This window comes from Halomonas sp. Mc5H-6 (assembly GCF_024124705.1).
GTDB lineage: Bacteria > Pseudomonadota > Gammaproteobacteria > Pseudomonadales > Halomonadaceae > Vreelandella > Vreelandella subterranea.
Genome location: NZ_JAMXSI010000010.1, coordinates 1 through 18,390, shown reverse-complemented (window position 1 = coordinate 18,390; position 18,390 = coordinate 1). Strand labels below are relative to the sequence as shown.

General features: G+C 57.8%; 13 protein-coding genes and 4 tRNA genes. All 17 read right to left on the bottom strand.

Translation table 11 applies throughout. The annotated features are described in order from the left end of the window. Positions 1–19 precede the first annotated feature (19 nt). Complete coding sequence (fusA, locus tag NH395_RS13675) at positions 20–2,143, bottom strand: elongation factor G (protein ID WP_066318583.1); 2,124 nt, start codon at positions 2,141–2,143, stop codon at positions 20–22. A 210-nt stretch (positions 2,144–2,353) separates the two neighbouring features. Further along, positions 2,354–2,824: a 30S ribosomal protein S7 gene (gene rpsG, locus NH395_RS13670; RefSeq protein ID WP_027337504.1), complete on the bottom strand. Its 471-nt coding sequence runs from the start codon at positions 2,822–2,824 to the stop codon at positions 2,354–2,356. 147 nt (positions 2,825–2,971) lie between these two features. Next, positions 2,972–3,346: a 30S ribosomal protein S12 gene (rpsL, locus tag NH395_RS13665; RefSeq protein WP_066318585.1), complete on the bottom strand. Its 375-nt coding sequence runs from the start codon at positions 3,344–3,346 to the stop codon at positions 2,972–2,974. A gap of 163 nt (positions 3,347–3,509) precedes the next feature. Then, entirely contained in the window at positions 3,510–7,724 is a 4,215-nt protein-coding gene (gene rpoC, locus NH395_RS13660) for a DNA-directed RNA polymerase subunit beta' (protein ID WP_066318587.1), read from the bottom strand. A 10-nt stretch (positions 7,725–7,734) separates the two neighbouring features. Continuing rightward, on the bottom strand, positions 7,735–11,811 hold the full coding sequence (gene rpoB, locus NH395_RS13655; protein ID WP_253025620.1) for a DNA-directed RNA polymerase subunit beta: 4,077 nt from the start codon (positions 11,809–11,811) through the stop codon (positions 7,735–7,737). A 252-nt stretch (positions 11,812–12,063) separates the two neighbouring features. Continuing rightward, positions 12,064–12,435: a 50S ribosomal protein L7/L12 gene (rplL, locus tag NH395_RS13650; RefSeq protein ID WP_253025618.1), complete on the bottom strand. Its 372-nt coding sequence runs from the start codon at positions 12,433–12,435 to the stop codon at positions 12,064–12,066. 94 nt (positions 12,436–12,529) lie between these two features. Then, positions 12,530–13,030 (bottom strand): 50S ribosomal protein L10, encoded by a 501-nt coding sequence (rplJ, locus tag NH395_RS13645; RefSeq protein ID WP_066318608.1) that lies wholly within the window; start codon positions 13,028–13,030, stop codon positions 12,530–12,532. Positions 13,031–13,333: 303 nt separating this feature from the next. After that, the gene (gene rplA / locus NH395_RS13640; protein ID WP_066318611.1) at positions 13,334–14,026 is read right to left on the bottom strand and encodes a 50S ribosomal protein L1; all 693 of its coding nucleotides are present in this window, start codon (positions 14,024–14,026) and stop codon (positions 13,334–13,336) included. Between the two features lie 2 nt (positions 14,027–14,028). Continuing rightward, positions 14,029–14,460, bottom strand: a complete 432-nt coding sequence (gene rplK / locus NH395_RS13635) for a 50S ribosomal protein L11 (protein ID WP_066318614.1) — start codon at positions 14,458–14,460, stop codon at positions 14,029–14,031. 139 nt (positions 14,461–14,599) lie between these two features. After that, on the bottom strand, positions 14,600–15,133 hold the full coding sequence (nusG, locus tag NH395_RS13630) for a transcription termination/antitermination protein NusG (protein WP_066318615.1): 534 nt from the start codon (positions 15,131–15,133) through the stop codon (positions 14,600–14,602). A gap of 8 nt (positions 15,134–15,141) precedes the next feature. After that, the gene (gene secE, locus NH395_RS13625; RefSeq protein WP_085917608.1) at positions 15,142–15,525 is read right to left on the bottom strand and encodes a preprotein translocase subunit SecE; all 384 of its coding nucleotides are present in this window, start codon (positions 15,523–15,525) and stop codon (positions 15,142–15,144) included. Between the two features lie 72 nt (positions 15,526–15,597). Then, positions 15,598–15,673 (bottom strand) — tRNA-Trp (locus NH395_RS13620). Positions 15,674–15,833: 160 nt separating this feature from the next. Further along, positions 15,834–15,908 (bottom strand) — tRNA-Thr (locus NH395_RS13615). 53 nt (positions 15,909–15,961) lie between these two features. After that, positions 15,962–16,035: transfer RNA gene (locus tag NH395_RS13610), tRNA-Gly, on the bottom strand. 103 nt (positions 16,036–16,138) lie between these two features. Next, positions 16,139–16,222: transfer RNA gene (locus tag NH395_RS13605), tRNA-Tyr, on the bottom strand. 147 nt (positions 16,223–16,369) lie between these two features. Then, entirely contained in the window at positions 16,370–17,209 is an 840-nt protein-coding gene (locus NH395_RS13600; protein ID WP_066318619.1) for a type III pantothenate kinase, read from the bottom strand. Further along, positions 17,206–18,192, bottom strand: a complete 987-nt coding sequence (locus NH395_RS13595) for a biotin--[acetyl-CoA-carboxylase] ligase (protein WP_253025616.1) — start codon at positions 18,190–18,192, stop codon at positions 17,206–17,208. The genes NH395_RS13600 and NH395_RS13595 overlap by 4 nt, the downstream gene beginning before the upstream one ends. Positions 18,193–18,390 lie beyond the last annotated feature (198 nt).

Genomic DNA, 18,390 nt, shown 5'->3' with positions numbered 1-18,390 from the left:
TCTTTACGTTAGCTAACGGTTAACCGTTTTGGTTGATGACGGCTTCAACGACGCTGGAGGGCGCCTCCTCGTACTTCGCGAACTCCATAGAGTAGCTCGCACGGCCCTGGGTTTGCGAGCGGAGATCGGTTGCGTAACCGAACATCTCACCCAGCGGCACCGTTGCACGAATGATTTTACCAGAAGAAGAATCATCCATGCCCTGGACCAGGCCGCGACGACGGTTCAGGTCGCCCATGACGTCACCCATAAACTCTTCGGGGGTCACGACTTCGACCTTCATCACCGGCTCCAGCAGCACGGCCTTGGCTTTCCTGGCACCTTCTTTCACTGCCATAGAAGAAGCAATCTTGAACGCAGTCTCGTTGGAGTCCACGTCGTGATAGGAGCCATCAAACAGCGTCACTTTAACGTCAATCATCGGGTAACCCGCAATGACGCCATTTTTCAGCTGTTCATATGCCCCTTTCTCTACTGCCGGGATGTATTCCTTGGGAACCACACCACCGACGATTTCCGAGTTGAACTTGAAGAAGATTTCATCATCCCCTTCACCCTTCTCCTCGTAGGTCAACGGCTCGATACGCATGATAACGTGACCGTATTGACCACGACCGCCAGACTGGCGTACGAACTTGCCTTCCTGCTCGACGCTGCCGCGAATCGTTTCACGGTAGGCCACCTGCGGCTTACCGATATTGGCTTCAACCTTGAACTCGCGACGCATGCGGTCGACAAGAATATCGAGGTGAAGCTCGCCCATTCCCGAAATGATCGTCTGACCAGTCTCTTCGTCGGTTTTTACCTGGAAGGACGGGTCTTCCTGGGCCAGTTTACCCAGTGCAACACCCATCTTCTCCTGGTCAGCCTTGGATTTCGGCTCAACCGCTACCGAGATAACCGGGTCGGGGAATTCCATACGCTCAAGCACGATCTTGTGATTGATATCACACAGGGTATCCCCGGTCGTGACGTCTTTCAGGCCGATACAGGCCGCGATATCGCCGGCGCGTACTTCCTTGATCTCTTCACGCGAATTCGAGTGCATCTGAACGATACGGCCAACGCGCTCTTTCTTGCTCTTGACCGAGTTGTAGACGCCGTCACCGGAATTCAGCACGCCCGAATAGACGCGGATAAACGTCAGGGTGCCGACAAAGGGGTCGGTGGCAATCTTGAACGCCAGCGCAGCAAACGGCTGATTGTCGTCGGCTTCACGGGTATCGATGGTACCGTCTTTATCGTCAAGCTCACCTTCGATGGCCTTGACTTCGGTCGGCGACGGCATGTACTCGATGACGCAGTCCAGTACCGCTTGAACACCCTTGTTCTTGAAGGCGGACCCGCAGGTGATGAGGACGATTTCGTTAGCCAGGGTACGCGCACGCAGACCGGCCTTGATCTCTTCAGTGGTCAGCTCACCACCTTCGAGATACTTTTCCATCAACTCATCAGAACCTTCTGCCGCGGCTTCGATCATCTGCTCGCGGTAGGTTTCTGCCGTTTCGACCAGCTCTTCGGGAATATCAACCAGGTCATAATTCATGCCCAGGTTCTCTTCGTCCCAAAGGATGCCCTTCATCTGGATCAGGTCGATGACGCCCTTGAAGTTCTCTTCCGTGCCCCAGTTGATCTGGATCGGCACGGCATTGGCACCCAGGCGCTCTTTCAACTGGTCGACGACCATGAAGAAGTCGGCGCCGGTCCGGTCCATCTTGTTGACGAAGACCATGCGCGGCACTTCGTACTTGTTGGCCTGGCGCCATACGGTTTCGGTCTGCGGCTGAACGCCGGAGGAACCGCACAGCACGACAACCGCGCCGTCAAGTACGCGCAGAGAACGCTCGACTTCGATGGTGAAGTCAACGTGCCCCGGGGTATCGATGATGTTGATGCGGTGCTCAGGGAACTGCTTGTTCATGCCCTGCCAGAAACAGGTGGTTGCAGCTGAGGTGATGGTAATACCACGCTCCTGCTCCTGCTCCATCCAGTCCATGGTCGCCGCACCGTCGTGCACCTCACCCACTTTGTGGGAAAGGCCGGTGTAGAATAGTACACGCTCAGTCGTCGTGGTTTTACCCGCGTCGACGTGAGCGACGATACCGATATTACGGTAACGATTTAGTGGAGTCTTGCGTGCCACGGTGGAACTCCCGTTTGTTGGCGATGCTCGTGAATCTGGTGTCGCGTTTTTTGCTTATGCCACCGCCGCCATCGATCACGATAGCGGCGGTGTGTTGCGAATTGGTGCCCAATTGTCTCGACACAGCGCAATACAGCAAAAAAACAACCCCAGAAAACGCCGAATTTAAAAACGCTGATATTAAAAGCGCCGATCTTAAAAACGCTGATCTTAAAAACGGTAGTGCGAGAAGGCCTTGTTGGCTTCTGCCATACGATGCACGTCTTCGCGCTTCTTGACGGCAGAACCTTTGCCTTCAGCGGCATCCAGCATTTCGCCTGCAAGACGCTGAACCATCGTTTTCTCACCGCGACGACGCGCCGCGTCAACCAGCCAGCGCATAGCAAGCGCCTGACGACGTGACGGACGAACTTCAACCGGCACCTGATACGTCGCACCACCGACACGGCGCGACTTCACCTCGACCATGGGCTGGATAGCTTCCAGCGCCTTGTCGAAGATTTCCAGCGGCTCTTCTTTACTACGCTCGGCAACCTTGTCCAACGCACCATAAACAATGCGCTCAGCTATGGACTTCTTGCCGCTGAACATCAGGTGGTTCATGAACTTCGCCAGGCGCTCACTTCCGAACTTGGGATCCGGCAGGATTTCGCGCTTAGCTACAACTCTTCTTCTAGGCATGATAAGCCCTCAATTTAAGGATCCTTCAGGTAAACTCGGAACTCGCACAAATAAATCGCTCAGTGCCGCCCGACCTTACTCTTATCAGACCATCATATACGTGATAAACATCTCGTACGGATGCCGCTTACGCGACCCAGCACCGACTTAAGACTTCGGACGCTTGGTACCGTACTTGGAACGACCCTGCTTACGATTCTGTACGCCAGAGGTGTCAAGGGCACCGCGCACGGTGTGATAACGCACACCGGGCAAGTCCTTCACACGACCGCCGCGAATCAGCACAACAGAGTGCTCCTGGAGGTTGTGACCTTCACCACCGATATAGGAAGCCACTTCGAAACCGTTGGTAAGGCGCACACGGCAGACCTTACGCAGGGCCGAGTTGGGCTTCTTCGGGGTGGTGGTGTAAACGCGCGTACATACGCCGCGCTTTTGCGGACAAGCCTGAAGCGCGGGCACGTCACTCTTGGTGACGGGGCGCTTACGCGGCTTGCGCACTAGCTGATTAATCGTTGCCATGGTGTTTAGCTGACTCCAATGGTTGCCTGGCCTTCCAGCGGCTGCGGGCGTACCCACCCCACTGTTAAAGGCTGCGCATTCTAAAGGCTGACCCTAGCCGACGTCAAGTCCCGCCGGTCGCTAAACCGGCAGGACCGTGATGCCAAAAGGTCAGGTCGCAATGTTAGAGCTCGTCGTCGGAATCCAATGCGGTCAACTGAGCTCCCAGCTCCTGCTCTACCTCGGTTGCCGAGGGATTGTACAGGCGCTCTACGTCTTCGCGTTTGCGACGACGTTCCGCGTGGTGAGTCAGACCGGTACCTGCCGGAATCAGACGACCCACTACGACGTTTTCTTTCAGGCCGCGCAGATAATCGCGCTTGCCGGTTACCGCTGCTTCGGTCAATACGCGGGTCGTTTCCTGGAACGACGCCGCCGAAATGAACGATTCGGTGGCCAGGCTGGCCTTGGTGATACCCAGCAGCAAGCGCTGATACTTGGCGGGGAACTTGCCTTCCTTCTCGAGGGCGGCATTCTGCTCCAGTACCCGCACAAGCTCAGCCTGATCGCCGGTGATGAAGTCGGAATCACCCGAGTCGGTGATCTCTACCTTGCGCAGCATCTGACGCACAATGACTTCGATGTGCTTGTCATCGATGCCAACGCCCTGCAGACGATAAACATCCTGAACCTCGGCAGCGATGTACTTGGCAAGCTCGGCAACACCCAGCAGACGCAGGATATCGTGAGGGTTGCTCGGCCCGTCGGAAATCACTTCGCCCTTCTCAACCGTTTCACCTTCGAAGACGGCAATCTGGCGCCATTTGGGGATCAGCGCTTCAAACGGATCACCGGATTCCGGTGTAATCGTCAGGCGACGCTTGCCCTTGGTTTCCTTACCAAAGCTCACCACACCGCTGATCTCGGCCAGAATGGACGATTCTTTCGGCTTACGCGCCTCGAACAGATCCGCCACGCGTGGCAGACCACCGGTGATGTCCTTGTTGCCCGACGCCTCGACCGGAATACGGGCCACGACTTCACCCACGCCGATCGGCGCTCCGTCATCGACGGAAATGATCGATTTACCCGGCAGCAGGTACTGAACCGGGGTGTTCGCCCCGGAGACCGAGACGTACTCGCCCGCGGTATCCTTGAGCATGACCATCGGGCGCTTGTCGCGACCGGCCATGGGGCGTGCCGCGGCTTCGATCACCTCGATGGACGACAGACCGGTCATCTCGTCGACGGTACGGTGCATGGTGACACCCTCGTCGAGATCGATGAACTGGGCCTTACCTTCCACTTCGGCAACGATCGGGTGAGTGTGCGGATCCCACTTGGCCACCGTGGCACCGGCATCGACGACATCGCCGTCACGTACGGATAGCTCGGCACCGTAGGGCAGTTTGTAGTACTCACGCTCGCGACCGTGGTCGTCAGCAACGGCCAGGGCGCTGGAGCGGGATACCACGACCAGCTTGCCGTCGGCACGCTCGACGTGCTTGATGTTGTGCAGGCGTACCTTGCCACCGTGCTTGACCTGGACGCTGTCCACCGCGGATGTCCGCGACGCCGCACCACCGATGTGGAAGGTCCGCATGGTGAGCTGGGTACCCGGCTCACCGATGGATTGAGCGGCGATGACGCCGACAGATTCACCGATGTTGACCTGATGACCGCGAGCAAGGTCACGCCCGTAACAGGCGGAGCACACGCCATGGGGCGTATCGCAGGTAATCGTCGAACGAACGACGATTTCGTCGACGCCCATGGTATCCAGCGACGCACACCATTTTTCATCGAGGAGCGTGCCGCGCGGGATAAGGACTTCTTCCGTGCCCGGGTCGACCACATCCTGGGCCACCACACGACCCAGCACACGCTGGGACAGCGGCACGATGATATCGCCGCCTTCGATGATCGGGTGCAGCGTCAAGCCGTTTTCGGTACCGCAATCGCTCTCAGTGATCACCAGATCCTGGGCCACGTCGACCAGACGACGGGTCAGGTAACCCGAGTTGGCGGTCTTCAGTGCGGTATCCGCAAGACCTTTACGTGCGCCGTGGGTCGAGATGAAGTACTGCAGTACGTTCAGGCCTTCACGGAAGTTGGCGACGATCGGCGTTTCGATGATCGAGCCGTCCGGCTTGGCCATCAGACCCCGCATACCCGCCAGCTGACGAATCTGGGCAGCACTACCACGGGCACCGGAGTCGGCCATGATGAAGACGCTGTTAAACGAATCCTGTTCGACTTCGTTGCCGTCGCGGTCAGTTACCGTCTCTTTCGAGATACCGGTCATCATCGCCTTGGCGACTTTGTCATTGGCCTTGGACCAGATGTCGATAACCTTGTTGTACTTCTCGCCCGCCGTTACCAGGCCAGAAGAGAACTGGTCTTCGATTTCCTTAACTTCCGCCTCGGCGGCGTCGACGATTTCGGTCTTCGCTTCGGGAATGACAAAGTCGTTAACGCCGATAGAGGCGCCTGACATCGTCGCCAGACGGAAGCCGGTATACATCAACTGGTCAGCGAAGATGACGGTCGGCTTGAGGCCCGCACGACGATAGACTTCGTTGATCAGGCTGGAGATCGCCTTCTTTTTCATCGGCTGGTCGATCAGCTCGAACGGCACGCCTTCCGGCAGGATGCGGAATAGCAATGCCCGACCCACCGTGGTGTCGTAAACACGGCGATGGTGAGAGCGCTCGCCCGTCTCTTCGTCGACGTCCACCTCGTCCAGGCGGACTTTAACCCGCGCATGCAGCGATACCGCCTTGGTACCAAAGGCGCGCTCGACCTCGTCGAGGCCGGAAAAGATCATGCCTTCGCCTTTATCGTTGATCCTTTCCCGGGTCATGTAGTAAAGCCCCAGAACAACGTCCTGCGAGGGCACGATGATCGGTTCGCCATTGGCAGGCGACAGCACGTTGTTGGTCGCCATCATCAGCGCCCGGGCTTCGAGCTGAGCTTCCAGCGTCAGCGGTACGTGGACCGCCATCTGGTCCCCGTCAAAGTCGGCGTTGTAGGCGGCACACACCAGCGGGTGCAGCTGGATCGCCTTGCCTTCGATCAGCAGCGGCTCAAACGCCTGGATACCCAAGCGGTGCAGCGTCGGTGCGCGGTTGAGCATGACCGGATGCTCGCGGATAACATCGGCGAGGATATCCCACACTTCCGGCAGTTCGCGCTCGACCATCTTCTTGGCGGCTTTGATCGTTGACGCGTAGTCCAGCGACTGCAGCTTGGAGTAGATAAACGGCTTGAACAGCTCCAATGCCATTTTCTTGGGCAGACCGCACTGGTGCAGACGCAGGGTCGGCCCCACGGTAATCACCGAACGGCCCGAGTAGTCGACGCGCTTACCCAGCAGGTTCTGGCGGAAGCGGCCCTGCTTACCCTTGATCATGTCGGCAAGCGATTTCAGCGGACGCTTGTTGGTGCCGGTAATCGCACGGCCGCGGCGGCCGTTATCCAGCAGCGCATCGACCGCTTCCTGAAGCATACGCTTCTCGTTGCGCACGATGATATCCGGCGCGTTGAGGTCGAGCAGACGCTTCAGGCGGTTGTTGCGGTTGATCACACGACGGTAAAGGTCGTTGAGATCCGAGGTCGCGAAGCGGCCACCGTCCAGCGGTACCAGCGGACGCAGATCCGGCGGCAGCACAGGCAGCACTTCCATGACCATCCACGCCGGCGCGTTGCCGGAGTGGTAGAAGGCTTCAAGCAGCTTCAGGCGCTTGGAGAGCTTCTTGATCTTGGTTTCAGAGTTGGTCTGCGGAATCTCTTCGCGCAGATGGTTGATCTCTTCTTCCAGATCGATGTCTTTGAGCAGCTCCTGAACGGCTTCGGCGCCCATACGGGCATCGAAGTCGTCGCCGAATTCTTCCAGCGCTTCGAAATACTGCTCATCGTTCAACAGCTGACCACGCTCCAGCGTGGTCATGCCCGGATCGATCACCACAAAGCTTTCGAAGTACAGCACGCGCTCGATATCACGCAGGGTCATATCGAGGAACATGCCGATACGTGACGGCAGTGATTTCAGGAACCAGATGTGGGCAACCGGCGAGGCAAGCTCGATATGCCCCATGCGCTCACGGCGCACGGCGGCCTTGGTCACTTCTACGCCACACTTTTCACAGATGATGCCGCGGTGCTTCATGCGCTTGTACTTGCCGCACAAACACTCGTAGTCTTTGACTGGGCCGAAGATCTTGGCGCAGAACAGACCATCCCGCTCCGGTTTAAAGGTGCGGTAGTTGATGGTCTCGGGCTTCTTCACCTCGCCAAACGACCAGGAGCGAATCATGTCCGGCGACGCCAGGGTAATCTTGATCGCGTCAAACTCTTCGGACTGAGATTGCGATTTGAGTACTTTCACCAAATCTTTCATGGGACGGCTCCTAGCTCTCTAACTCGATATCGATGCCCAGCGAGCGGATTTCCTTCACGAGTACGTTGAAGGATTCCGGCATGCCTGCCTGCATGGTGTGGTCGCCATCCACGATGTTCTTATACATCTTGGTGCGCCCTTCGACGTCGTCCGATTTGACGGTGAGCATCTCTTGCAGCGTGTAGGCCGCGCCATAAGCTTCCAGCGCCCACACTTCCATCTCACCAAAGCGCTGACCACCGAACTGCGCTTTACCGCCCAGCGGCTGCTGGGTGACGAGCGAGTAAGAACCGGTAGAACGCGCGTGCATCTTATCGTCGACCAAGTGGTTCAGCTTGAGCATGTACATGTAGCCAACGGTAACAGGGCGGTCAAACGCATCCCCGCTACGGCCGTCGTACAAGGTCATCTGACCCGACTCGGGAATGTCCGCCAGCTTGAGCAGATGCTTGATCTCGTGCTCTTGAGCACCGTCAAACACCGGCGTTGCCATAGGCACACCCGCCTTGAGATTCTTCGCCAGCGCAATGACTTCGTCATCGCTCAGCGAGTCGATGTCTTCGACACGGGTACCTGGCGTGTTATAGACCTGCCCCAGGAAGTCGCGAATTTCTGCCACTTGCTGTTCACGGGCGTCGCGCAGCATGGCTTCGATCTTGACACCGAGACCACGCGCCGCCATGCCCAGGTGGGTTTCAAGAATCTGACCCACGTTCATCCGCGACGGTACGCCCAAGGGGTTCAGCACGACGTCGACCGGCTCGCCCTGATCGTCGAACGGCATGTCTTCGATGGGCATGATCGCCGATATAACACCCTTGTTACCGTGACGGCCAGCCATCTTGTCGCCCGGCTGGATGCGACGCTTCACGGCCATGTAGACCTTGACGATCTTCAGCACGCCCGGCGCAAGATCATCGCCCTGGGTCAGCTTGCGCTTCTTGTCTTCAAAGCGCTCGTCCATTTCTTTACGACGATTTTCCAGCTGCTCATCGGCCTGGGCCAACAGCTCGTTAACGCTTTCATCCTGCATGCGCAGCTTGAACCACTGCTGACGCGGCAGCTCGTCCAGGTACGCGGCATCAAGGGTATCGCCTTTCTTCAGGTTCGGGCCGCCATTGACCACCTGCCCTTCCAGGGTCCGCTTGAGACGCTCGAAGGTCGCGTCTTCAGCGATACGGTAGGTTTCCTGCAGGTCCTTGCGCACTTCATCCAGCTGCATCTGCTCGATGGCCAGAGCACGCGAGTCCTTTTCGACGCCGTCGCGGGTAAACACCTGAACGTCGATGACCGTGCCTTTCATGCCGGTCGGAGCACGTAGCGAGGTGTCTTTAACGTCAGATGCTTTCTCGCCGAAGATGGCACGTAGCAGCTTTTCTTCCGGCGTCAGCTGGGTTTCACCTTTCGGCGTTACCTTACCGACCAGGATGTCACCCGGGCCGACTTCGGCACCGATGTAGACGACACCGGCCTCGTCCAGCTTGCCAAGCGCCGATTCACCGACGTTGGGGATATCCGAGGTAATCTCTTCCGGGCCCAGCTTGGTGTCACGGGACACGCTGGTCAGTTCCTGGATGTGAATGGTGGTGAAACGGTCTTCTTGGGCCGCCCGCTCGGAAAGCAGGATGGAGTCCTCGAAGTTGTAGCCGTTCCAGGGCATGAAGGCGATGCGCATGTTCTGACCCAGCGCCAGATCGCCCATGTCCACCGACGGGCCATCGGCGAGGATATCGCCACGCGCCACGTCGTCACCAGGCCGCACGATGGGGCGCTGGTTCATACAGGTATTCTGGTTGGAGCGGGTGTACTTGGTCAGGTTGTAGATATCGACCCCGGCTTCGCCGCCGATGATCTCGTCTTCATTGACCCGCACCACCACGCGACGCGCATCGACGGAGTCGATCACGCCGCCACGACGGGCAACGGCACAGACACCCGAGTCACGGGCAACGAAGCGTTCCATGCCCGTACCCACCAGCGGCTTCTCGGCACGCAGCGTGGGCACCGCCTGGCGCTGCATGTTGGAACCCATCAAGGCACGGTTGGCGTCATCGTGCTCAAGGAAAGGAATCAATGCCGCTGCCACCGACACCACCTGGCGCGGCGACACATCCATCAGCGTGACCTGCTCAGGGCGCATGAAGGTGGTTTCGCCCTTGTGACGCGCCTGCACCAAATCGTCGCTCAGCTTGCCGGATTCATCCACGGCCGCCGATGCCTGGGCGATAACGTAGTCACCCTCTTCGATCGCCGAGAGGTGAACGATATCGTCGGTCAACTGGCGGTCCACGACCTTACGGTAAGGCGTCTCCAGGAAGCCGTAGCTGTTGGTATGGCTGTAGGTGGCCAGCGAGTTGATCAGGCCGATGTTCGGGCCTTCCGGCGTTTCGATCGGGCACAGACGGCCGTAGTGCGTGGCGTGTACGTCACGTACTTCGAAGCCGGCACGCTCGCGGGTCAGACCACCCGGGCCGAGTGCTGAAACACGGCGCTTGTGGGTCACCTCGGAGAGCGGGTTGTTCTGGTCCATGAACTGGGAAAGCTGCGAGGAGCCGAAGAACTCTTTCACCGCCGCCGCCACCGGCTTGGCGTTGATCAGGTCTTGCGGCATCAGGCCTTCGCTTTCCGCCATGGAAAGACGCTCTTTCACGGCGCGCTCGACACGTACCAGGCCGACACGGAACTGGTTTTCGGCCATTTCGCCAACGCAGCGAATGCGACGGTTACCCAGGTGGTCGATGTCGTCAACGTCGCCGAAGCCGTTACGGATGTTGATCAGCTCGCGCAGCACGTCGAGGATATCTTTGCGGTCCAGTATGCCAGAGCCGGTATCGCCTTCACGACGCAGGCGACGATTGAACTTCATGCGGCCCACGCCCGACAGGTCGTAGCGGTCCTCAGTGAAGAACAGGTTGTGGAACAGCGTCTCGGCGGCTTCCTTGGTGGGCGGCTCGCCGGGGCGCATCATGCGGTAGATTTCCACCAGCGCTTCCAGCTGCGACCCTGTGGTGTCCAGCTTCAGCGTGTCGGAAATGAACGAGCCGCAGTCCAGGTCGTTGGTATACAGCGTTTCAATCCGCTTGATACCGCCCTTGGCCATGGCCTCGAGTACGTCCGGGGTAATTTCGGTATTACACGGGCAGATCAGCTCGCCAGTCTTGCTGTCGACCTGGTCCTTGGCCAGGGTTTTACCGAACAGGTACTCCATCGGCACGTCCAGGCGCTCAAGTCCTGCTTTCTCGAGCTGGCGGATGTGCTTCTGGGTAATCCGGCGACCTTCTTCAACGATGGTCTCCCCGCTGCCGTCCTTGATATCGAAGGTAGCGGTTTCACCACGCAGCCGCGACGGCACCAGCTCCACGGAAAAGCCTGACTTCTCAACGTGGAAAATGCTGGTTTCAAAGAATTCGTCGAGGATCTCTTCCGCGCTCATTCCCAGCGCACGCATCAGAACCGTGGCCGGTAGTTTACGGCGACGGTCAATGCGCACAAAGACGTTGTCTTTGGGATCGAACTCGAAATCCAGCCAGGAACCGCGGTAAGGAATCACCCGCGCGGAATAGAGCAGTTTGCCGGATGAGTGGCTCTTGCCCTTGTCATGGTCGAAGAAAACACCGGGGCTGCGGTGGAGCTGGGACACAATGACCCGCTCGGTACCGTTGATCACAAAGGTACCGTTCTCCGTCATCAGGGGGATTTCCCCCATGTAGACTTCTTGCTCTTTAATATCTTTGATTGCTTTATTCGAGGAATCGCGATCATAAATGATCAAGCGAACCTTGACGCGCAGCGGCGCGGAATAGGTAACTCCGCGCAGCTGGCACTCCTTAACATCGAACGCCGGCGTGCCGAACCGGTAGCTGACATACTCAAGCGCCGCATTACCGGAGAAGCTCTCGATCGGAAACACGGACTTGAATGCCGCGTGCAGACCGATCTCGTGCCGCTCGTCGGGCGAACGATCTTGCTGGAGGAAGTCGTAATAGGAATCAAGCTGGATGGCCAGCAAGTAAGGCACATCCATCACTTGTGGCAGTTTGCCGAAATCCTTGCGGATGCGTTTTTTCTCAGTATATGAGTAAGCCATCTGTATTCCCCAGCTTGTTCACCATGGGTGACCGATGCGTGGTCATCTGCCCTGCGGCCGTGTCAGACGCGAACAGCAAGCTCCTGATCGGGTAGCTCGCCGTCGAAAATCTTGATCGATAACAGTCTTGCGATAACCGTACTACAACGATTCTGCTTCACCGTTCAGTTACAACAGAAAAAGGCCGGCAGCGGGAGTTCCCGCCGCCAGCCGTGGAAGCTTACGCAGCGCGTGAAGCCATCGGCACAAGAATTACTTGAGCTCGACGGTTGCGCCCGCTTCTTCCAGCTTTGCCTTGGCTGCTTCAGCGTCTTCCTTGGCCATGCCTTCTTTGATGGTCGCCGGCGCGCCGTCAACGGCACCCTTAGCTTCCTTAAGGCCAAGACCGGTGATCTCACGCACTGCTTTGATGACGTTAACTTTCTTGTCACCGGCAGAGGCCAGCACTAGGTCGAACTCGGTCTGCTCTTCTTCAACAGCCGCTTCGCCGCCGCCAGGGCCAGCCACAACAGCTGCCGCTGCAGAAACGCCGAATTTTTCTTCCATTGCTTCGATAAGCTCGACAACTTCCATGACGGACATGTCGGCTACAGCATTGATGATATCGTCTTTGGTCAGTGCCATTGTTTCATTCCTAACTTTGCGGGAGTCTCGGTTTGCCGACGACTCGGGATTCATTGCTCGGTTCAAGCAACCTCAAGTTGCACAGGAGAAGCGTTTACGCCGCTTCTTCTTTCTGGTCGCGCAGAGCGGCCAGGGTGCGAACCAGCTTGCCAGCGGAGGCTTCTTTCATTACCGACATCAGCTTCGCAATTGCTTCGTCATAAGTCGGCAGGGTTGCCAGACGGTCGATGTCAGCAGCCGGGATCAGCTCACCTTCGTAGGCCAGCGCCTTGACTTCGAAGTCTTTGTCATCTTTGGCAAACTCTTTGAACAAACGAGCGGCAGCGCCCGGATGATCAGTCGAGAAGGCCAACAGAGTTGGACCCACGAAGCTCTCGGTCAGGCATTCCCACTGGGTGCCTTCGAGGGCGCGACGCGCCAGGGTGTTGCGGACAACACGCAGCTGGACGCCATTCTCACGTGCCTGCTTGCGCAGATCGGTCATCTTGCTGACCGTCACACCGCGAGAATCGGCAACTACGACGGAGAGTGCGTCCTTGGCCGCTTCACTGACCTCGGCAACAATCGCTTTCTTGCCTTCAAGTGCTAGTGGCACAGTGATCACTCCTTCGTGCCGAAACCTGTTATAAGTCTCGGTGGTTACCATCTCTTCCAGGTGATCAGTCGATCAACGCTGGAAGCCTTAGGGATGGTGCTCACCAGAAAGCGGTTTGCTAAAAAGCGTACCAACTGGCGGCCACACCATCTGCGCAGGCGCTTTGAGCAATTAAGCCGCGCTTTCCAGTACCAACTGCATACGTTCGAAGCGCGGCACCTGCGGTCTTTGACGGTGCCTCGGCCTGACCGAGGGACCGCAAAGTTATTGCTCGGTTGTTGCTAAAACCTGACGAACACCCGCTTATACGTAAGCGGAATGATCGATTGTCAAACCCGGGCCCATGGTAGTAGACAGGGTGACTTTCTTAAAGTAGATGCCTTTTGACGTGCTCGGCTTGAGACGCTTCAGGTCGGCGACCAGTGCTTCGACGTTGCCGTTGATAGACGCCGCATCGAAATCCACCTTACCGACTGTGGTGTGGATGATGCCGTTCTTGTCGGTACGGAAGCGAACCTGACCCGCCTTGGCGTTCTTGACCGCTGTCGCCACATCGGGTGTGACGGTACCCACTTTCGGGTTAGGCATCAGGCCACGCGGACCCAGAATCTGACCCAGCTGACCGACAACACGCATGGCGTCAGGAGAAGCAATCACGACGTCAAAATCCATCACGCCTTTCTTCACCTGCTCGGCCAGATCGTCCATACCCACAATGTCGGCACCTGCTTCTTTAGCGGCATCGGCATTGGCACCCTGGGTGAAGACCGCAACACGCACGTCTTTACCGGTACCGTTGGGCATGACGGTGGCGCCACGCACTACCTGGTCTGATTTACGCGGGTCAACGCCAAGGTTGATCGCCACGTCGACAGACTCCTTGAACTTGACCGTCGACAGCTCGGAGAGGAGGGCAACCGCTTCTTCAAGGGAATAGACCTTGTTGGTGTCGACCTTTTCACGAATCTGCTTGGCACGCTTGGTAAGTTTCGCCATGATTAGAGACCCTCCACGTTGAGGCCCATGCTACGGGCACTACCCGCGATGGTGCGAACCGCTGCGTCCATGTCAGCCGCTGTCAAATCCGGCTCTTTGGTCGTGGCGATTTCTTCAAGCTGTTCGCGCGTTACCGTGCCGACCTTCTTCTTGTTCGGCTCGCCAGAACCCGACTTGATGCCGGCTGCTTTCTTGAGCAGCACAGCCGCCGGTGGCGTCTTGGTAATGAACGTGAAGCTGCGGTCAGAGTAGACCGTAATCACGACAGGCGTCGGCAGGCCAGGCTCGATGTCCTGAGTCTCTGCGTTGAACGCCTTACAGAATTCCATGATGTTCACGCCGTGCTGACCCAGCGCAGGGCCGACGGGCGGACTAGGATTGGCTTTACCTGCAGCAACCTGCAGCTTGATGTAAGCCTGTACTTTCTTGGCCATCGTTTTACTCCAGTTGGGTGATAGCGCCTTTCGGCTCCCCGGTAACAGTCAGTTGGCGGCACCGCCACCTGACACGAATCAAATCATAACATGACGCATCGCAAACACCTGGCGACTGCTGACCGCCAGGCTATCGCGGTTATTCTTTCTCTACCTGCGCAAACTCAAGCTCGACAGGCGTGGCACGCCCGAAGATCAGGACGCTGACCTGCAGACGGCTTTTCTCGTAATTGACCTCTTCCACAACGCCATTGAAGTCGGCGAAGGGCCCATCCACAACGCGGACAGACTGACCCGGCTCAAACATATGCTTGGGCCGCGGCCTGTCGGTACCGTCTTTGACTCGCCGCAGGATGGCATCGGCTTCCCGGGTGGTAATGGGCGCCGGCTTTTCTTTGGTGCCACCGATAAACCCCATCACGCGGGGGGTTTCGTTGACCAGGTGCCAGGTATCGTCGGCCATTTCCATCTCGACAAGCACATAGCCTGGATAGAACTTGCGCTCGCTCTTGCGACGCTTGCCATCGCGCATTTCAACGACTTCTTCGGTCGGCACCAGAATCTCGCCAAAACGATCTTCCACGCCGTACATCTTGACGCGCTCGATCAGGGAGCGCATCACGTGCTTCTCAAAGCCGGAATAGGCGTGAACGACGTACCAACGTTTGGACATGCAAGCTCCTAACCAATAACGCCGGACATCGCCCAGCCAAGAAGAGTGTCAATCAACCAAAGCATCAGCCCGACCACCAGCACGGCGACGAGCACAATGGCCGTGGTCTGAATGGTTTCAGGCCGAGTTGGCCATACAACGCGCTGAATCTCTTTCTTAGCGCTTATTGCCAGCTCTACCAGCTCACGCCCCTTGGTCGTGGTAAGCGCCAGCAGACCCGCTGCGACACATAGCACCACGACACCCAGCACACGGTAGATCAGGCCAATATCGGCAAAATAGGTATTACCTACAACGGCAACGACGAGCAACGCAATGACTGCAGCCCACTTGAGCCCGTCATGGCGCGACTGTTGCACCTCAGCGCCATGTTTTACAGAACTCGGCTTCATAAAAACGAGACTCCTCAGGGTGCAGCAAGCGGCAAAGGAATTCTTTAAAAGACATACCAATCTGGGGAAGATTGGCAGGCCAGGAGGGAATCGAACCCCCAACCTGCGGTTTTGGAGACCGCTGCTCTGCCAATTGAGCTACTGGCCTGTATCAAAATTAACGCAGGAAACTTTCAGCCTACGCAACAGCGGGCGTCATAATAGCGGACAAAAAGCCGCCTGACAACCCTTGCTCACACCAACCGATTTCCATCAAACAACTGGCGGCAGCGACAAAAAAAGCGAGCATCGCTCGCTTTTTTTGAATATGGAGCTCATGGACGGATTTGAACCGTCGACCTCACCCTTACCAAGGGTGTGCTCTACCCCTGAGCTACATGAGCCAAGCACTTACACAAACCAAGTAACAAGCACTTACACAAGCTAAGCACTTAACTGGAGCGGGCGGCGGGAATCGAACCCGCACCATCAGCTTGGAAGGCTGAGGTTCTACCATTGAACTACGCCCGCGCAACTTGCTTCAGAATGATCATCCGCAGCGCGCTTGCTCGCGATATCGCCCACTTCCGGCTTTCATTCTACGGCATCGACATTTGTCGCTGACGCTTAAAACTGGTGGAGAGGGAAGGATTCGAACCTTCGAAGCTTTCGCGGCAGATTTACAGTCTGCTCCCTTTGGCCACTCGGGAACCTCTCCAACTGAGGCGGCACATTATGCCAAGCTCCAAAGCGGTGTCAAGCTCACTTTAATTTGCAGTGACTACAACGACCTTTGGCTTCAACACCATAGGGTTTTATCGCCCTAAAAATGCTGCCCGCATGCCTTGGAACGCGCTGCATTCTGTCAAAGCAGCATGGAGAATGCAAGGCCCGCACGAATTTTTTCCAATGACACCGGCTCCGGCACCCGGGGGGCGCCGGACATCTTGCCCGCGCGTTCGGCAAAGGTGAGCGGAAAGCGCGCTTCAAGCCCGCCGTAGACCATATCAGGCCACACCGCATGGGGCACCTGCACGCCTCGGGAGACCACGCGGGCATCGCCCCCCGTCAGCAGCATTGGCAGTGCCACACCCTCCTGGTCGCACACCTCGCTGTAAATGCGGTTGATGGCGCTCACCGCTGCCATGTAAATACCATGGTTCACGGCGTCGACCGTTCGCCGTCCCGGCTCCAGCAAGGCATCCGCTTCGCTTTCCGGGTCAATCGCCACGTTCCGCGTTCCCAGCTTCAGGCTCTCCTTCATCAGGCGCAGGCCGGGTACAATAAAGCCACCCAGGTGCTGCCCGCCTGGCAGCACGAAGTCGATGGTGATGGCACTCCCACAGTCCACCGCACAGCAGCCGCCCGCCAGTTGATAGCCCGCCAGCGCACCCAACCAACGGTCTACGCCTAACCGCTCAGGCTCTTCGTAGCCGTTGACCACGCCCAGCGCCTCAGCGGTTGAACGGGCAACGTGAACATTCCGAACGCGCCGACGCAGCAGCCCTACGGTCTCATTCAGCACGGCCGCCCGGGCAACACTGGAAATCCGTACGGCTTCGACCACATCGAGATCGGGTATGTCAGCCCCCGGCCGCCACTCCTCGCGTGTCCAAACAGCCCCCCGCGACCTTATTTCACTGCTGTCAGCATCTTTCAGGCGCCACTTGGACAAGGTATTGCCGATATCTAGATCCAGAATCATAAGCGCCTGCGCACGCTGATTTCACCGCCCGACAAGCGCTTTGACTGCCCGGATGCCGTTACCCACAGGCTGCCACTGTCGTCCACATCGCCCGCGACCGCGTCGTAAACCTGGCTACCCTGAGTGACACGAATGGGTTGGTCAGCATAAGCGTGTCGCTCATTCCAGGCAGTGCGCCAAGACGCGAAACCCTGCTGTTCAAAACCGGCCAGCATGGCAAGCAGCCCCGCCACGACATCCGCCGCCAGTTGGTTACGGGAAAGCGATGGCAAGTCATCAAACAGCGCCGCTACCGGCTGCTCAATGGCTTCTCGCATCGCTTCGGGCAGCGAGAGGTTCATTCCCATGCCGATTACTACCTCGCACGGGCCGGCCGCATCCCCGGTCACCTCTACCAATATCCCTGCCAGCTTGCCCAATTCATCGCTGTCGCGCTGTGCCAGTAAAATATCGTTGGGCCATTTCAACCGAGGGGCGACGCCGTGCTGCTCAAGCACCTGGGCGACCACCACGCCAACGGCCAGGCTCAAGCCTTCCAGGGCATTCACACCTGCTTCGAAACGCCAGCCGACCGAGAGCATCAGACTTTGCCCCCAGGGCGTTGTCCATACCCGCCCACGCCGACCACGACCCGCCGTTTGCAACTCGACGAGACACACCTCTGCATGGCCAGCTCCCTGCTCGAACCGCTCACGCAGGTAGGCATTGCTCGAGGGCAAGTGGTCTTCAACAAACAGGCGGGCAAGGTGATGGCGTGCCGAAGCAGGCAGACGCTCCACGATTTTTGCCCCGACCAGCGGCTCCAAAGGTTGGGCGAGGCGATAGCCACGCCCCTTTACCGCCACCAGCGACACGCCTAACGCCTCTAGCTTTTTTAGCTGCTTCCAAACGGCAGCGCGTGAAACGCCTAGCGCCTCGCCTAGCTGTTCACCGGAATGAACCTCGCCATCGCTTAGCAGCCGCATCAGGTTACCGATGCTCATGTCCTTGCCCCATCTGGGAAAACGTCTATCTTACCGGATGCGCCAGCAGCGCGAAAACTACTGCCAAAAGTTAAGGAAGGTCTGAATAACTGCCGATTATCGCCAATCGCGGTTTGAGTCGACAAAAAATCAAAGATTCAGACACGCTTCTCCCGTTATGTGTGTGTTTTTTGCCCGTTTCCCGCCTTTTAGGCGGAA